General features: G+C 64.4%; 18 protein-coding genes. 11 read left to right on the forward strand and 7 right to left on the reverse strand.

Features of this window, described 5'->3' with window-relative positions; all coding sequences use genetic code 11:
• Nucleotides 1-27: 27 nt before the first annotated feature.
• From AAC050_RS01665 to cysK, 3 genes are all read right to left on the reverse strand, one after another.
• Nucleotides 28-456, reverse strand: coding sequence for a MucR family transcriptional regulator (locus tag AAC050_RS01665; RefSeq protein ID WP_339913439.1), 429 nt, complete (start codon nucleotides 454-456; stop codon nucleotides 28-30).
• Between the two features lie 156 nt (nucleotides 457-612).
• Nucleotides 613-1,830, reverse strand: a complete 1,218-nt coding sequence (locus AAC050_RS01670) for a DUF2336 domain-containing protein (RefSeq protein WP_339913306.1) — start codon at nucleotides 1,828-1,830, stop codon at nucleotides 613-615.
• A gap of 44 nt (nucleotides 1,831-1,874) precedes the next feature.
• A complete protein-coding gene (gene cysK / locus AAC050_RS01675) occupies nucleotides 1,875-2,855 on the reverse strand; it encodes a cysteine synthase A (RefSeq protein WP_339913307.1) in 981 nt (326 codons plus the stop codon).
• Between the two features lie 186 nt (nucleotides 2,856-3,041).
• Here cysK and fliI point away from each other — a divergent pair, with 186 nt between their 5' ends.
• From fliI to AAC050_RS01690, 3 genes are all read left to right on the forward strand, one after another.
• Nucleotides 3,042-4,382, forward strand: a complete 1,341-nt coding sequence (gene fliI / locus AAC050_RS01680; protein WP_339913308.1) for a flagellar protein export ATPase FliI — start codon at nucleotides 3,042-3,044, stop codon at nucleotides 4,380-4,382.
• A gap of 13 nt (nucleotides 4,383-4,395) precedes the next feature.
• The gene (locus tag AAC050_RS01685) at nucleotides 4,396-4,806 is read left to right on the forward strand and encodes a flagellar FliJ family protein (protein ID WP_339913309.1); all 411 of its coding nucleotides are present in this window, start codon (nucleotides 4,396-4,398) and stop codon (nucleotides 4,804-4,806) included.
• Between the two features lie 160 nt (nucleotides 4,807-4,966).
• A complete protein-coding gene (locus AAC050_RS01690; protein WP_339913310.1) occupies nucleotides 4,967-5,887 on the forward strand; it encodes an endo-1,4-beta-xylanase in 921 nt (306 codons plus the stop codon).
• Between the two features lie 62 nt (nucleotides 5,888-5,949).
• Here the strand turns inward: AAC050_RS01690 and AAC050_RS01695 are convergent, their stop codons facing one another.
• Complete coding sequence (locus AAC050_RS01695; protein ID WP_339913311.1) at nucleotides 5,950-6,231, reverse strand: hypothetical protein; 282 nt, start codon at nucleotides 6,229-6,231, stop codon at nucleotides 5,950-5,952.
• A gap of 217 nt (nucleotides 6,232-6,448) precedes the next feature.
• Here AAC050_RS01695 and AAC050_RS01700 point away from each other — a divergent pair, with 217 nt between their 5' ends.
• Nucleotides 6,449-7,177: a response regulator gene (locus AAC050_RS01700; RefSeq protein WP_339913312.1), complete on the forward strand. Its 729-nt coding sequence runs from the start codon at nucleotides 6,449-6,451 to the stop codon at nucleotides 7,175-7,177.
• Between the two features lie 7 nt (nucleotides 7,178-7,184).
• Nucleotides 7,185-8,522 carry an ATP-binding protein gene (locus AAC050_RS01705; protein WP_339913313.1) on the forward strand — a complete coding sequence of 446 codons (1,338 nt, stop codon included), beginning with the start codon at nucleotides 7,185-7,187 and terminating at the stop codon, nucleotides 8,520-8,522.
• A gap of 58 nt (nucleotides 8,523-8,580) precedes the next feature.
• Here AAC050_RS01705 and AAC050_RS01710 read toward each other — a convergent pair whose 3' ends face one another.
• Nucleotides 8,581-9,294 (reverse strand): response regulator transcription factor, encoded by a 714-nt coding sequence (locus tag AAC050_RS01710; protein WP_339913314.1) that lies wholly within the window; start codon nucleotides 9,292-9,294, stop codon nucleotides 8,581-8,583.
• A 370-nt stretch (nucleotides 9,295-9,664) separates the two neighbouring features.
• Between AAC050_RS01710 and AAC050_RS01715 the strand changes: the two genes are divergently transcribed.
• A complete protein-coding gene (locus AAC050_RS01715; protein ID WP_339913315.1) occupies nucleotides 9,665-10,018 on the forward strand; it encodes a chromosomal replication initiator DnaA in 354 nt (117 codons plus the stop codon).
• Complete coding sequence (locus AAC050_RS01720) at nucleotides 10,015-10,725, forward strand: DUF6456 domain-containing protein (RefSeq protein ID WP_339913316.1); 711 nt, start codon at nucleotides 10,015-10,017, stop codon at nucleotides 10,723-10,725. The genes AAC050_RS01715 and AAC050_RS01720 overlap by 4 nt, the downstream gene beginning before the upstream one ends.
• Before the next feature lie 31 nt (nucleotides 10,726-10,756).
• Here the strand turns inward: AAC050_RS01720 and AAC050_RS01725 are convergent, their stop codons facing one another.
• On the reverse strand, nucleotides 10,757-11,185 hold the full coding sequence (locus AAC050_RS01725) for a SufE family protein (protein WP_339913317.1): 429 nt from the start codon (nucleotides 11,183-11,185) through the stop codon (nucleotides 10,757-10,759).
• Between the two features lie 188 nt (nucleotides 11,186-11,373).
• On the opposite strand from AAC050_RS01725, the gene AAC050_RS01730 reads away from it, so the two are divergent.
• Entirely contained in the window at nucleotides 11,374-13,089 is a 1,716-nt protein-coding gene (locus AAC050_RS01730; RefSeq protein ID WP_339913318.1) for a HAMP domain-containing sensor histidine kinase, read from the forward strand.
• An 18-nt stretch (nucleotides 13,090-13,107) separates the two neighbouring features.
• Here the strand turns inward: AAC050_RS01730 and AAC050_RS01735 are convergent, their stop codons facing one another.
• Entirely contained in the window at nucleotides 13,108-13,986 is an 879-nt protein-coding gene (locus AAC050_RS01735) for a hypothetical protein (RefSeq protein ID WP_339913319.1), read from the reverse strand.
• Nucleotides 13,987-14,042: 56 nt separating this feature from the next.
• On the opposite strand from AAC050_RS01735, the gene AAC050_RS01740 reads away from it, so the two are divergent.
• The 3 genes from AAC050_RS01740 (at nucleotide 14,043) to AAC050_RS01750 (ending at nucleotide 16,540) form a co-directional block, all read left to right on the forward strand.
• Nucleotides 14,043-14,378 carry a DUF1491 family protein gene (locus tag AAC050_RS01740; RefSeq protein WP_339913320.1) on the forward strand — a complete coding sequence of 112 codons (336 nt, stop codon included), beginning with the start codon at nucleotides 14,043-14,045 and terminating at the stop codon, nucleotides 14,376-14,378.
• 118 nt (nucleotides 14,379-14,496) lie between these two features.
• Nucleotides 14,497-14,877, forward strand: coding sequence for a hypothetical protein (locus AAC050_RS01745; protein WP_339913321.1), 381 nt, complete (start codon nucleotides 14,497-14,499; stop codon nucleotides 14,875-14,877).
• Nucleotides 14,878-14,962: 85 nt separating this feature from the next.
• Nucleotides 14,963-16,540, forward strand: a complete 1,578-nt coding sequence (locus AAC050_RS01750) for a hypothetical protein (RefSeq protein ID WP_339913322.1) — start codon at nucleotides 14,963-14,965, stop codon at nucleotides 16,538-16,540.
• The last annotated feature ends 4 nt before the right edge of the window (nucleotides 16,541-16,544 follow it).

Genomic DNA, 16,544 nt, shown 5'->3' on the forward strand with positions numbered 1-16,544 from the left:
GCGTTGATTGCAGTCCGGGTCGAACCCCTATTTCTTGGCGCGAACACCGCGGGCGGGTTTGCGACCGCCCTGACCCAGCCCCATCTGTTTCGCCAGATCGGACCGTGCCTTGGCATAGTTCGGTGCGACCATGGGGTAATCCTTGGCCAGTCCCCATTTGGCCCGATAGTCTTCAGGGCTCATGTCGTACTTGGTACGAAGGTGCCGCTTCAAAGACTTGAACTTCCGGCCATCCTCGAGACAGATCAGGAAGTCCGGCGTAATCGATTTACGCAGCGGAACAGCAGGCTCCTTGAGCTCGGGCTCAGGCTCGATAGCCCCACCCGAAACCTGCGTGAGAGCTGCGTGAATGTTTGCAATCAGCGACGGCAATTCCGTTGCTTGGACATTATTGTTCCCGACGTAGGCCGATACAATGTCAGCCGTCATTTCCAGCAGTTGGGAATTCTCTTCCATTAACCAGTCCTCATCTGTGCGATTCTTATCTTGACTGATCAACATCGACCGGCCGACAGCGGTTTCAATAGGCAGTTTCCACAATAATGGCAATCCAACCTGATCAATACGATCGAGGAACCAGACTCAACCCTAGATACAGGAGGTGGAAATCAACTAGCGACCGAAATTTTCAGCCAGTGCCATCATCGCAGCGCGTTCCGGGGTCGAATATTCATCAAGAGAATCATCCTCACCTTCCCGAATGGCGCGCAATAAAGCAGGTGTGAGGGCTGAGGAAAGTGACCAATTCCAATATCTAAGTACCGTCTGAGCACGATCGACAGCCAGCATTTCGAAGGTGACCTGAACACGGTCCCACACAGGATCTGTCTCCCCGTCCGTCCCGATTTCGGGCCGCCGCATCGAACGCCAGAGACCGGTCAGGTCCGCCTTTGTCAGGCCCGTGGCCTTACACAGTATGGCCAGGGGCTCGCCACCGATGTCACCCAAAATCTTGGCCCCCGTCAGCGGCTTGATACCGGACAGATAGGCAATCTCCGAAGCGACCTCGCGACTCAACCCCTCGCTCGCGGCAGCGGCCACAGCGGCTTCCAGGCTGGCATGGGGGCTTTTCTCGATCGCCTCCCGGTTCCGTTGGCGACGCTCGATGAATTGCAGGGCCTTGCGCGCAACCGGGTCTGACCAATTAGCCTCCGCCGCCATGACGAAGATGTCTTCCGAGACCTCCTGCATGACCTCACGGGAGACCGCGAACCGCTGCAGGATGGTGCGCCGGTCGTCGGCCCCGCACCACCAAAACATCACATAGGCCCCCGAAGGCCTCAGTTCAGGACGCTTCAGCAATAGCCCGCACAGGTCCAGCCATTGCCGACTCTGACTGACCACCCCCTCGATGGCCGTCTGACACAGTTTCGCAGTGGTGTTCTTCAGGACGGCGTCAAAGACCGGGGCCTCGCCAAAGCTCAGCAAGGTTTCTGTCACGACTTCGGAGAGACCCCGCCGGTTCGCAATCAGTATCCGGTGCTCGAGATGCGTATCGCGGGCACAGGACACAAGGTCCGAATCTGACAGGGAAGCACACAGTTCGATCAACGGACCGGCGACATCCGGCTCGTCCCGAAGCAACATACGCACAAGACTGTTCGGCAACTCCGACAGTGTGGCCAGACGTTCAGCGACCCGTTTTCGTTCCGCCGGGGATGCCAGTCTCAGCATTTCCACCAGCAAGTCCCCGGTCACCGCCCGCTCAAAGGCGTTGATGCGACTCGCAGGCAGGGAGACGACATCCGCCAGCCGCTTCAGCAGCGCGTGGCGGGCACGAAAATCCGCCGGCGGGGCGGTCTCCAGGGGGCTGGACGCGGACTCGGACATGGTGCGCCCAGACTAGAGCCACGCAGTTAACCACAGGTGTCGCTCTACAGGCCCTCAAACAGGGCCGTCGACAGATAGCGTTCGGCAAAACTGGGAATGATGACGACGATGGTCTTGCCGCTGTTTTCATCCCGTGCCGCCAGACGGAAGGCGGCGATCAAGGCCGCTCCTGAACTGATACCGACCGGAATCCCTTCGGTCCGGGCCACCCTGCGCGCCATGTCGAACGCGTCCTCGTTCGAGACCTGTTCGACCGCATCGATCACCGAGCGATCGACGATCGCCGGGATGAAACCCGCGCCGATACCCTGGATCTTGTGCGGTCCCGGCGCACCACCTGACAGCACCGGCGAGGCGCTCGGCTCGACCGCGACCATATGCACCGACGGCTTTTTCGCTTTCAGGGCCTGGCCGACCCCGGTGATCGTGCCACCCGTGCCGACACCCGCGACGACGATGTCGACCTCGCCGGCCGTGTCGTTCCAGATTTCTTCGGCGGTCGAGACCCGATGGATTGCGGGATTGGCGGGGTTGTCGAACTGGGCCGGGCTCACCGCATCCGGCGTGCTCGCCAGCAGTTCCTCGGCCTTGGCAATGGCCCCCTTCATCCCCTTCTCGGCCGGGGTGAGGACCAGTTCCGCCCCGAGCAGAGCCAGCATCTTGCGACGCTCAATCGACATGCTTTCCGGCATGGTCAGGATCAACCGATACCCCTTGGAGGCCGCCACAAAGGCCAGGGCGATCCCGGTGTTTCCGCTGGTCGGCTCGATCAGCACCGTGTCGGGCCCGATCCGCCCCGACTGTTCCAGTGCCTCTATCATGGCCACACCGATGCGATCCTTCACCGAGGCGAGCGGATTGAAGAACTCCAGCTTGGCCAACACTCGGGCCTTCGACTTCATTTCCTTCGAAAGCTGCGGCAACCCCACCAGCGGCGTGTCACCGATGGTATCGACAATCGAGTCATAGACCTTGCCCCGTCCGGCTTTCCGGTGACGGGAGGGGTCATAGGCAACGTCGGACATGGAAATCTCCGTGATCGCAGTGCGAACAGCGAACATAGGCATTGTTCTCCGATCACAATGGCAGGACCGATCAATTGATCTTTCCCGAAGTCGAACTTGACGGCGGTACAGGCACAACTGCCCGACCTTCACGCCTGGTTAACCACAATGGCGCAATCGTTAACGGACTGATCCGGGGCCTTTTTCTTGCGTACACTCGTCGCTGCCATCGATGCGATCGACCCGCTGGTCGTGACCGGCAAGGTCGCCGGCGTCAGCGGTCTGCTGATCGAGTCAAAGGGCGGCCTGTCGCGTCTGGCCGTCGGAGCCCGGGCCGAAATCGCACGGCGCGGCCAGTCCCCCCTGCCGGTCGAGGTCGTCGGCTTCCGCGATTCCAAGGCCCTGCTGATGCCGTTCGGTCCGGTCGAGGGCGTGGCCCCTGGGGCCGACATCCACATTACCGGCCGGGTCGCCACCGTCCGCCCGACCACGGCCTGGCTGGGGCGGGTCATCGACTCCTTCGGCGACCCCATCGACGGCAAGGGACCATTGCCCCAGGGCCCGGCGGGCTACCCCCTGCGCGCGCCGCCACCACCGGCGCATTCGCGCGGTCGGGTGGGCGAGCGGCTGGACCTCGGTGTCCGCGCGATGGATGTCTTCACCACCACCTGCCGCGGTCAGAGACTGGGCATCTTTGCCGGTTCGGGGGTCGGCAAGTCGGTTCTGTTGTCGATGCTGGCGCGTCAGGCCAGCTGTGACGTGGTCGTTGTCGGGATGATCGGCGAACGGGGCCGGGAGGTTCGGGAGTTCATCGAGGAGACCCTCGGCGAGGCGGGCCTGAAACGGGCCATTGTTGTCGTCGCCACCTCGGACGAACCGGCGCTGAAACGGCGTCAGGCTGCCTATATGACCATGGCTATCGCCGAATTCCTGCGCGATCAGGATCTGGAGGTCCTGTGCCTTATGGACTCTGTCACCCGCTTCGCCATGGCCCAACGCGAGATCGGCCTCGCCGCCGGCGAACCCCCGACCACCAAGGGCTACACGCCGACCGTCTTTTCGGAACTGCCCAAGCTGCTCGAACGCGCCGGTCCCGGCCCGATCCGCCCCGACGGCACCACAGCGGCCCCGATCACGGCCATGTTCACCGTATTGGTCGACGGCGGCGACCATGACGAGCCGATCGCCGACGCCGTACGCGGGATTCTCGATGGCCACATCGTCATGGACCGCAAGATCGCCGAGCGTGGGCGTTTCCCGGCCATCGACGTGCTGAAATCCGTCAGCCGGACCCTGCCCGCCTGCCAAACGCCGCCCGAGCGTGAACTCAACAGTCGCGCCCGCCAGTGCCTCAGTGCCTATGCCAATATGGAAGAACTGATCCGCATCGGAGCTTACCGTGCCGGGGCCGATCCGATCGTCGACCGCGCCATCGCTCTCAACCCGGATCTGGAAGCCTTCCTCGGCCAGGACAAGGACGAAACGACACGATTGGCCGATTCCTTTGACCGTCTGGAAACTATTCTGAACCAAGGAATGGTGCAGTGACCGGAGAATACGCATGACCGCCTGGGCCCATTCACTGATCCGCATCTCGAACTATGAGGTCGAGACCCTCCAGAAGCGCCTGGCCGAAATCACCGCGCGCCGGGTTTCCGCCGAAATGCGCATCGCCGTGCTGGACGCCGAAGCCCAGCTTGAGCGTGAACAGTCGCGGACCGACGCCGACGCTGCCATCCTGCTCCAGGCCTATCTGAACGGCTGGAAGATGCGCCGGGAAGCCGCCGAGGCCGATGTGCACACACTCGACATCGAGGAAGAAGGGGCCCGCGACGCCCTCACCGGAGCCTTCGAAGAACTCAAGAAGTTCGAACACGTGGCCGAAACTACCCGCCTGAACGCCATCGCCGCAGTCAACAAGCGCGAAACCGCCGTCCTCGACGAAATGGGCCTGAGGCGGCGTGTCGGCTAGGCCACTGGCCACAACGACCCGATGCGCGCCGACCAGACGCGCCCTGTTCGCCGCGCCTCTGGCACTGGCGGCCTGCCGCAGGGATGCGGTCGCCCAATCTTCACTTGCTGATCCCGCCCCCCTGAAGTCCCGCGTACCCTTCCCGGTCGGCACCTGTGCCATGACCGGACAGCTCGACGACCCGCGCTGGGTTCGGCTGGCCACCACCCATTTCTCCCAGCTCACGCCCGAGTGGGAGATGAAGATGGAATATATCCTCAGCGATGACGGCAGTTACCGTTTCCAGGCCCCGGACCGGCTCGCCACCTTCTGCGCCACCAACGGAATGCGTCTGCACGGCCATGCGTTGATCTGGTTCTCACAAGGGGTCAAAGCCTTCGCCGGCCTCGACCAGGCCCGGTTCGCGGCCGCATATGACCATTATATCGCCACCGTCGCGGGCCGGTACCGCGGCAGGGTCGCCAGCTGGGACGTCGTCAACGAAGCCATCGCTGAGGACGGGAACGGCCTGCGCGACTGCCACTGGAGCCGGGCGCTGGGTCAGGACGGCTATATGATCCGCGCCTTCGAACAGGCGAAATTGGCCGATCCGGGTGCCGTGCTGTTCCTCAACGACTACAATCTCGAAAACAATCCGCGGAAGGGCGCGACCTTCCTGCGCACGGTGGAGCGCCTGCTGCGGGCCGGCGCTCCGATCGGCGGCATCGGCACCCAGTCCCATCTCGACATCGACATTCCCGCCGGCCAGACAGCCGCCTTCATGCGCGACGCTGCGGCCTTCGGCCTGCCGATTCATGTTTCAGAACTCGACGCCTCGCTCAACAGCGAGCGCCGTCTCGACACCCGCTCCCCGGGCCAGAAACTGGCGCGCCAACAGGCCCGTGTCACCGAACTGGCCCAGGCCTTTTCAGATCTTCCGGCGGCGCAGCGCTTCGCCTTCACGGTCTGGGGCATCCGCGACACCGACAGCTGGCTGCGGCGCGGAGAACGTGACGACGGTCGGGACAGCCCGCTGCTGTTCAATGCCGCGGGGCGACCCAATCCGATGTTCGGGGCCCTGGCCGACGGCTTCCAGTCCTGACTCCAATACTGCCGATCACCCGCCGGATGTTCCGGCGGGTGACCTTGCGGCGGAGGGTTCGACTATTTTTTCGTCGGTGCAGTGGCGGTCGAGGTCGAGGCGTGGTTGCGCCGTGCGGCATTGCCGCGGTGATGACGGCGGTGGTCGACGCCGCTCGTCGCTTGCGAGCCGTTGCCGGAGGCGGCCGAAGCAGCGACGGCGGGGCGGGCCGAAGCAGCGACGGCGGGGCGGGCCGGAGTAGATGCCGCTTGGGGTGACGCGGAGGCTGTGCCCGCGACCAGAAGTGCAACAGCGATTGCGCTGGCACCGAACACCGACACGGTGTTGGAACGAAGTGACGTCATGGAAGGTATCCTTTTCTTGAAAGGTGGTTTTCCGTCCGATCGATCACCGGACACCTGTCTTTTCGGCCCGCACGCTGGCTTCAAGTGGGCGAAATGGTATCGGCATGTGTCGACAGCCGCCTATTTCGTGACCCAATGTATCCAGTTGGCTTGATGACAGGTGCCGACATAAAATTTTGCGCGACAAGGCTCGCCCCGTGGGGCCATCGTTGTAGCGATGACATCATCCGCAGACCCCGACGCGACTCTTCTGATCGTCGATGACGACAGGGATATCCTCGCCCTTCTGGCCGAGCACCTTTCCGCCCATGGGTTCCGGGTGCTGAAGGCCGGGGACGGTCGGGCTATGCGATCCGTCTTGGCGGAAAGGTCTGTAGATTTAATCGTGCTGGACCTCAGCCTTCCGGGCGAAGACGGCCTCAGCCTATGTCGGCAATTACGCGCAACCTCCTCCATTCCGGTGATCATGCTGACGGCACGAGGCGATCCGATCGACCGGATCGTTGGTCTGGAGATGGGCGCTGATGACTACCTGGCGAAACCATTCGAGCCGCGTGAACTGATCGCCCGGATCCGTAGCGTCTTGCGTCGCGCCGCCGCCCTCCCGCCCCGTCTTCGTCACGACTCCGCCCAACATGTGCGCTTCGCCGACTGGTTGCTGGATCGGGACGCCCGGGCGGTGACCGCTGCAGATGGCCGATTGGTGATGCTGTCAACGGCCGATTTCGACCTACTGGATGCCTTGATCGAGCACGCCGGTCGGCCCCTGACACGCCAGCAGTTGCGCGAGCGGACCTTCCCGTCCGACGCTGATGACCGCGCTATTGACCTGCGGGTCAGCCGTCTGCGCCAAAAACTCGGCGATGATGCCCGTTCCCCCAGCCTGATCAAGACTGTGCGCAGTCTCGGCTATATGCTGGCCGCCACCGTCTCATGGAGTTCCTGAGCCCTAGATGACGAGCGCCTTTGACACATTCGCAAGCCGGATTTTCCTGGTGCTGCTCGGCGGCGTAATGATCGCCGCCGCCGCGGCCCTGATCGTGTCTGACGCCACCCATCGGAGCAACCTGGCCCACCTGCATGTCTTCAATGCCGCCGAACGGGCTGGGGATCTGGCAGCCAATGCCATCAACTCGGGTCAGACACCTTCGGCGGTGACAACAACCGGGGTTGGCGTCGGTCACAATGACCTGGAACTGGCCCGAGCGGTCGCCGCCGCCCTTGACCGCCGCGGACTGGATGGCATTCGGGTCGCCGCTTACGAAGTTTCGTCCGGTGCCTGCGACGCGAATTGGCCTCATCGGAACAGTACCGACAGGTCAGCCCCACGGTGCCGCCTCCTCACGTTGACGGTCGCCGGCGGGTCGCGTGAGGAATCCCGGATCATTCCCCTGACGGTCAGCCTTCCGGCAGGGCCCACGCCGCTAGCCGCTGACAGTGTCGGGCTGTCTTTCATGATCGCGATGCTTTTGATAACGGTCCTGACCGCCTGGCTGGCCTCGCGGCTGGCGTCCGGCCCGTTGAACCGGCTTTCCGCCGCCGCCGTCGCTCTGGGCGAAGACATCGACAACCCGCCCCTGAAGGAAGAAGGCACGCGCGAGGTGCGTGAGGCCGCGATGGCCTTCAATGCCATGCAGCGGCGGCTTAAAGTCATGTTGCACGAACGGACCCGGATGCTCGCCGCCATCGCCCACGACCTGCAGACCCCCCTGACTCGACTCAGGCTTCGTATCGAAAAGGTGGCGGATAGTGAGTTGCGGGCGCGGTTGATCGGCGATCTCACGGCGACCCAAATCTTGGTACGGGAAGGACTGGACCTCGCTCGCGCCGGAGAGTCGGTGGAGCCGTGGGCAAGACTGGATCTGGACACGATGATCATGGCCCTGTGCGAGGACGCTGCCGACGCCGGTCAGCCGGTACGTTTCGGAGGCGGTGACGGACGGGTGGTGCGGGCGAGACCCAACGCGCTGAAACGTTGCCTGGCGAACCTGGTCGACAACGCCGTAATCCATGGCGGCGCGGCCCTGGTGCGGTGCGGTGTCAATGAAGCGGGAGTACCGTGTATCACCGTCACGGATTCCGGGCCGGGTGTGCCCGAGGGCCAGCTCGAAGCAGTGTTCGAACCCTTCCTACGGCTCGAGACGTCACGCTCACGGGAAAGCGGTGGCACCGGGCTTGGACTCACCATTGCGCGACGGATGGCCAATGCCACCGGAGCCACCCTGGTGCTGCGAAATGGTCCGGAGGGTGGGCTCCAAGCCATACTGACCCTGGCTCCTGGTCCAGCCTGAACAGCAAAACGCCCGCCGGGTTGTCGGCGGGCGTTTCGAAAATCGGTTCAGAAATGGATCAGGCGGCGGCGCTGCTCGGAGCCGGGGCCGAACTTTCCGACGGATCGCGCAGGACATAGCCGCGGCCCCAGACGGTCTCGATATAATGTTTGCCGCCGGCCGCTGTCGCCAGCTTCTTGCGCAGCTTGCAGATGAACACGTCGATGATCTTCAGCTCGGGCTCGTCCATGCCGCCGTAGAGGTGGTTCAGGAACATTTCCTTGGTCAGGGTCGTACCCTTGCGGAGCGAAAGCAGCTCCAGCATCTGGTATTCCTTGCCCGTCAGATGAACGCGGTGGCCGTGCACCTCGACCGTCTTGCCATCCAGGTTCACGGCGATCTCGCCGGTGTGGATGATCGCCTGGGCGTGCCCCTTGGAACGACGGACCACGGCATGGGTGCGCGCGATCAGCTCATCCTTGTGGAAGGGCTTGGTCATATAGTCGTCGGCACCGCCGCCGAAGGTCTTGACCTTGGTCTCAATCTCGCTCGAGCCCGACAGGATCATCACCGGCGTATTGACCTTGCCGACGCGCAGCTGGCGCAGAACCTCGAGGCCGTTCATGTCCGGCAGGTTCAAGTCAAGCAGGATCAGGTCGTAGTCATAGATCTTACCCAGATCGATGCCTTCTTCGCCAAGATCCGTCGTGTAGACGTTGAACCCTTCCGACTTAAGCATCAATTCGATGCTTTGGGCCGTTGCGTGATCGTCTTCGATAAGCAGAACGCGCATTCGTGCCCCTCCAGGCAAAGCTTGATATCTGTACAGGTTAATCGAGCATCGGTAACCTTGTTCGGAGGTTAATCGCTCAAAACCTTAAGAAGGGTTAACATCACCCCATTGAGGCGAATCGTAGGCTGATTTGCGAATCGGCGTCGAGGGGCTCGAGTCAAGCGGCAGACATTTTTCTGCTGATGCTGTTTGAAGCCACCCCCGAAGACCGGCCGCGTTCCCGGAAATCCGCGCATCCATCCCCACCCGAACCGTTGGTCGCACTGGAACTGCGACCGGTTGTGACGTTAGATAGGATAATATTCCCATCATATCCCGGGCGACGCGTAGGCTGACCGGATCGGAAACCCGCGATGGAGAAACCAGGGTGGTGGATGGGTACAGAGTGCCGGTGACCGAGGGCGACCGGATCCGGGCCGCCCTGGTGACCCAGATGGTCGCGGCGGCGACCGGCGTATCAGCGGAACGCATGGGCGCACGTCACAATCGAGGCTCCCTGGCGTGCCGGGCGCGCTGGCTGGCAATTTACCTGACCCATATCGCCTTCGGCTGGCCGCTGGAGCGGGTCAGCCATGCCTTCGGCCTCAATCGGGCAACGGCGTCGGCCGCCTGCCGTTGGGTCGAGGATGAACGCGACCGGCCGGCACTGGACCTCTGGCTTGACCGGCTGGAGACCTGCGCCCGCGAGATCTGCGACGCACCGCCGTGCGAGCTGACGTCATGAAGGGGCGTGTCGGGCGCGCCCGCGACCTGATGGCACGGGCCGGGGCCTGGCTGGAAGCATCCGGAGACGGCTATGCCCTGCGACTGGGTGGCGACCGTCGCGCCCGGGTCACCCTGCGTCTGGATGAAGCCGGATTTCGCGCTCTGATCGCTGATCCGGGCCTTCGCGAGCGCCGCGGTGGCGGCTGGATCGCCCGGACGCTGCAGACCGACGTGGCCGCGCCGCCGCCCGGACGCCCGGGCTGGATCGACGGTGAACGGACTCGGGTTCAACCCGACGGCCGACTGATCCGGCACCGCGCCAACCTCGGCGAGTCACCCCTGGCCTGGCTGGCCCGCCGCAAGGACCCTGCCGGTCGACCATGGCTGACCGGCATCGAGCTGGCAGCCGGCGAGCGGCTGCGCATGGATGCTGAACTGGCCCTGCGTGGGCCCTCATTGACGATGCGCTGGGACGCCCTGCCCCGCTCGGGCGGTGGCAGCTCGGCCCGGGTCGAACCCTCGGACCAGGCCCTGTCGGCCGCCCGCCGCGTCGAGGCGGCCCTGGTCGCCTGCGGGCCCCGTCTGCGGCAGATTGTCGACCGTGTGTGTATCCGGGAATCGTCAATCCAGCTGGCCGAGTCCGGGCTCGGCCTGCGTCGACGCCAGGGCAAGACCCTGCTGAAACTCGGCCTCCAGGCTCTGGCGGAGCATTACGGCCTTGGGTGACCCTAAGCAGTCACAGTCCTGAACTCCCGTTTCAGGCGATCGCCAGAGCCGCCGCCCGGATGCGGCCGACCATACTGTTCAGCCCGTTGGCCCGCTGCCGGGTCAGGGCCTGGGGCAGGCCCAGCCGGTCCAGGGCGGCGCGGGCATCAAAGGCCAGTATTTCTGCCGGGGCGCGTTCGGAATAGAGTCGGAGCAGCAAGGCGATATTGCCCTTGGAAATGGCGCTGTCTGAATCCGCCAGAAAACGCAGCCGACCGTTCTCATACCGGTCGACCAGCCAGACCTGTGCGGCACAGCCGGACACCTTGTTGACCTCTACCCGGTCGACGTCGGGCAAGGGCTCCAGCTCCTTGCCGAGATCGATGACATAACTGATCCGGGCCTCCCAATCGCCGAGCAGGTCGAATTCCTCCACCAATTCGGCCAGGGTATCCTCGATCGTGGATGGTGTGACGGTCATCCGGGGCAGATAGTCCCCCGGCGCATTAACGACAACCGGGGCCGTGATCCCCAGGCAATATCGACCATCCCGGATCATCAGTCGCCTGAAACGGGTGCGGCCTTTAGCCGACTCGCGGGGAGGGCTAGACTTTACGGCTCGCCTGAACTTCACCCGGCGCTACGCCGTCATTCATTTCCGGACCCCGTTTGACGCCTCCCGACAAACATGACGGATCGCCCGCCACGTCTCCGCCTGCCGGAGACCTGCCGGCCCTTGCCGCCTGGCATGCCGCCTGGGCCGTAACCGCGGCATTGCTGGCCCTTGGGGGACGGTGGCTCGGCGGTCTGGACGGACCGATATTCTACGGCGTTGTGGCCATGGTTGTCCCCGGTATCGCCGGACTCGGCCTGCTGGTCCGGGACGGCCCCGACCAACGTGCCGGCGGCCTGGCCCTGTGGAGCCTGGCCTCGATCCTCGCCGCAGCCCTGTCGGGAGGGCTGAACGGACCTCTGGTCGGCTTCATCTTCATGCCCATGGCCGTCGGCATCGCCATGGGCAGTCAGAAACTGGCCCTGAGCGGGGTCTTCGGGGTCGTGCTGGCCACGACCACAGGCCTGGCCTCGGCCTATTTTATTGCCCCCTGGCCTGACGCGCCCCTGATCGCTGCCGTGTCAGCAATCATGGTCGCCGCCGCTGCCGCCCTCGGGCTGCGCCTGTCCTGGCGGGCTCGTGAGGCACAATTTACAGCGAATGAAGCGAAGGTGACCCGGGTCGAATCCCTGCTTGCCGGTCAACCGGGCATCACCCTGGTTCTGGAGCCGTCCGGCCAGGTCGTGGCCGCCTATGGCACACCGCCGCCGGCCCTGCCGATCGACCCCCTGTTCTCCCAGGGCCTGATCGCCGCCGTCCACGCGCCTGATCGACCCATCGTTCTCTCTGCGATGGAACGGGCGCTGGAGGGCGGGGAGGCGACCGTCCGTTTCGCTCCGCGTCTGGCGCTGGACCGGCGGGTGATCCTGAACCTGCGCCGCCTCGACGAGCGGACGACAACCACGGTTCCGGGTCCGGCCCGGCTGATCGCCCAGGCCTTTGATGCCACCAACCAGTATGCCCGCGAACTGGGCCTCGAGACCGCCCGCATCGAAGCGGACACCCAGAACGCGGGCAAGAGCCGGTTCCTGGCCAATATGAGTCATGAGCTGCGTACGCCGTTGAACGCGGTGCTCGGCTTCTCGGACATCATGCGTCAGCGCCTGTTCGGTCCCCTGCCGGACAAATACGGTGAATACGCCGATGCCATCCATGAGGCGGGCGGGCACCTGCTGGACCTGATCAACGACGTGCTGGACGTGTCCAAGATCGCCGCCCACCGCTACCCGCTGTCGATCGAACGGTTCGACGCCCGCGATGCGGTCTCGGCCGGCATCACCCTGGTGCGGCTGTCGGCCGACGAAAAGAATGTCGAGCTGGCTGGCGTCCTGCCGGCCGAACAGCTGGAGGTCGCCGCCGACCGGCGGGCGCTGAAGCAGATCCTGCTGAACCTGCTGTCGAATGCCATCAAATTCACTCCGGCCCACGGGTCGGTCACCGTGACGGTTGAGGCCATCGGCCCCTATCTCGAGATCATCGTCGCCGACACGGGTGTCGGCGTGGCGGCCGAAGACCTGAAGCGTCTGGGACGGCCGTTTGAACAAGCCGGCGGCATCGAGCAGCGGGCCCAGGGAACCGGTCTCGGTCTGTCACTGGTGCGCGCCCTGACCGAGCTGCACGGCGGCAGCATGTCCATCGAAAGCACCCTTGGTGAGGGCACGGCCGTCACGGTTCGATTGCCGGTGGTCGTCCCGGCCCGGACACCGGTCCCGCCCGGCGGTGCCGAGGTCATCCCCCTGCCGACGGCCGGCAGCTCTACAACGCGGCACTGAGACCGCCGTCCGGCCGACTCAGGACTGACGCCCGCCCAATGGCCCCATCGCCATAAACGCCCGGCCGGCGGCGAAATCACCCGCCTCGAAGGTTACGCTGGCGACGCTGTTGTCACGGAAATGGAATTCCACGGCAAAGGACTCGCGCGGGTCCAGCTGCTCGAGGGCCGCGGCAACCTCGGCCGGAAAGCGCCAGGCTTCGCCAGTGCGTTTGCCATCGGTCAGCAGTTCAGCCTCGGCCGCACCATAGGTCACCGCCCAGTAGCCCCGCCGCACCGATTCCGGCGGCAGGTCCGAAGCCCCTCCCAGCCAGGCCCGCGGCGAACGGGCCGGATCGCGCATGACGATGCGGGCGGCATAGGGTCGTGGGCGGCCATGAAACGAAACCACGGCGGTCAGAAGGTCACTGATCTCACCGGCCGTATAACCGATGGTCACCGGCGAGGCCCCGGTCATCGATCCCTGCATCAACCGCCAACTGGGTCGGACCGAGACAATCCTGTTGGCCGTCCAGTCGGCGCGTACCCCTGGAAAGGTCATGCTCGGCATCCGGACCCAGCCCGAAAAGGCCTGCTCCACCCTTTGTTTGACGGTCACCAGCTCGGAGTCGGTGCAGGACACTGTGGCGGCGCGAGCACGGGCCCGGGCGGCCACGGTCCGCAGCTCAGCCTCCGCCGTTCCCGCGCGCAAGGCAGCGCTGTAGGCCTGCCGCGTGGCCGCCGCGAGGGCCGCCCCCACGTCCTGATGGAACAGGCCGCACCGTTCATCGGCCGCCAGGACGAAACTGCGCTCGTAATAAGGGCCGGACGCTTCCGCCAGCGCTGTGCCCGGGGCAGCCGTCAGCAGCAGTGCGATCACGGCGGCTTTGGCGGTTCGGGTGTGACGACCTATTGTCATGCGGTCCACCCTAGACCCAACGCGTTCCGGTCCCGTTGCCGAGTAAGGTTATCAAATTGCTTCTTTCGAGCGACCTGTGGGTGTCCGCCCTGATCCGCCGCGCCGAGCTGGGCGGAGCCTTCGCCACGGTGGTGCGACGCGGCGACGACCGTGCCGGCACCGTCATCGTCAAGGCCTTCGACACCTCGGCCCGTCGCGCGCGCCTCTATACAGAAGCCTTCGGGGCCGACGGCGACCGGTTGTGGATCCAGCCGGTGACCAGCGAAGTCGAGTCCGAACTGGACGCCTATATCCAGCGCCAGATCGGTTTTGACAGCGACCTGTGGGTGGTCGAGATCGAGGACCGCGACGGTCGCCACTTCATCACCGAAAAAGTCGCTGACCAGACATGAACGACCCATCCCTCTGGTCGTAAAGACTTAACCGCGTTCGTGAACCGGACCGCAAGTGAACCGCGCCTAGGGTCAGATCAACGGATGGAAACACGTCCGGTGATGGTGGGTTTGCTATATGCTGTTTCTTCTCAACGACGTTGTGTTCGATCTTGACGAGACCTGCCCGGTCACGCCTGCGGATGCACGCCGGTTCGAGAAGCTGGGTCTGGACTATGTGCTGGAGCTCGGCTGCGAACTGTTCTCCGAAGACCCGCTGCTGCATCGCAATGACCCGGTCCGGGCCCGGCGACTGGCCTGGCTGATCGCCGACCGTAGCCCCGAGGTCAACGCGGCCCTGTTCGCCGCCCCGGCACAGAATTGCGCGCCGGAACTGGTCGAACCGCGCTTTTGCGCCCTGCCCCCGGCAGTCCTGAAACAGCTCCAGCGTCGCGACGCCAAGGGCCAGCTCGACGCCGTCACGGCCGACCGCGCCGTCTGGAACCGTATGGCGGCCTGACCTCCGATAGCTCCTCTTGAAAAAGAGCTTGAACGGCCACCTTTTCCGGCGATAGCTGGCAACTCATAGTTGCCGGAGATGCCCGTTGCCCGGATTGCTGTCCGTCCTCGTCCGCGCCGGCCGCGGCACCCTGCTGACGCTGACCTTGGGCATTGCCGTCCTCACTATGGGAACATCCCCGGCCCACGCCGAGTGGCGGCGTGCCGAAAGTCCCCATTTTATCGTCTATGGCGACATGAGCGAACAATCGCTGCGGGACTATACTCGCAAGATCGAACGGTTCGACGCCATGCTGCGTCACTATTACCCGAACGCCGCCGGAACCGTGTCGAGCAAGCTCGAAATCTACATTGCCGACGGCCTGTCCGAACTGCGTCAGATCAACCCGACGCTGCGCTCCGGCATCGGGGGCTTCTACAGCGCCGGAGATAGCCGGGTGTTCGCGGTCGTCGACCAGCGGCGCAGTGAAGGGGACCGCACCCTTTTTCATGAATACGGCCACCATTTCATGCTGGCCAACATGCCCGGTGCCTATCCGGGATGGTTCGTCGAAGGCTTCGCCGAATATCATGCGACCGCGGAAGTGACATCAGACCGGGCGCGGATTGGCATGCACAGTCGTGGCCGCATGAATTCGCTGGTTCAGTCAAACTCCTGGGTGCCCATGGAGGCCGTCCTGGGGTCGCGCTCTGCCCAACTAACCTCGGGTCAGGGCCCCGGCTACTATGCCCAGGCCTGGGCCCTGACCAGCTACCTGATGAGTACGCCGGAACGAAAGCGTCGGCTGGGTCTCTATCTTGCCGCTGTCGCAAGCGGGGCCGATCCGATCGCGGCCCTGGACGGCACGATCGACCGAACACCATCAGAGCTGCAAGGCGATCTGCAGTCCTACCTGCGGCGCATCACCTATTTTACCGTGCCCATGGCCCTGCCGACGGCCGAAGTAACCGTCTCGGTCATGCCTACCAGCGCCCGTGACCTGATCTGGCTTGATCTGAGGGTCGATCGCTTTGTAGCACCGGCGGACAAGGCCGAACTCCTCGACCGCATCAGATCCATCGCCGCGCGCTATCCAGGCGACCGGCTGGCGGGGATTGTCCTCGCCAAGATTCAACTTTCAAATGACGACCCCCGGGCCGCCGAGGCAACACTCGCCCCGATCCTTGTCGCTGCCCCCGCCGATGCAGACGCTCTGCGACTGACGGCCCGGGCCCGCATGACTCAGGCGGCGGCAGACGAAATTGACCCGGCCGAAAGGGACCACCTCTACGCTCAGGCCAGGACCCTGCTCGGTCGCGCCTATCGTTCTGATCCCGAAGACTATCGTATCCTTATGGCCTTGGCCGACAGTCGCATGAGGGCCTTCGACTATCCGACCGACAATGATCTCGACACCCTCGACGTCGCTGTCCAACTCGCACCCCAGGTGTCGACCGTCCGGTACCGCGCAGCCCAGGCCCTGATGGCTCGTGATTTTTATCCCGAGGTCATCGCCCTGCTGGAGCCTGTCGCCAATAACCCCCATGGCGGTGACAGTCTGGCACCCGTCCGGGCCCTGCTCGGCGAAGCGCGGCAGAGAGCCGGACTCGCGGCGCGCCCGGATGAACCGCTGCCGATCGCCCCCGACGCCGGAGAAGAAGACCCGGACGCTTCCGGCGAGTGACTTC

It is taken from the genome of uncultured Brevundimonas sp. (assembly GCF_963974615.1).
GTDB lineage: Bacteria > Pseudomonadota > Alphaproteobacteria > Caulobacterales > Caulobacteraceae > Brevundimonas.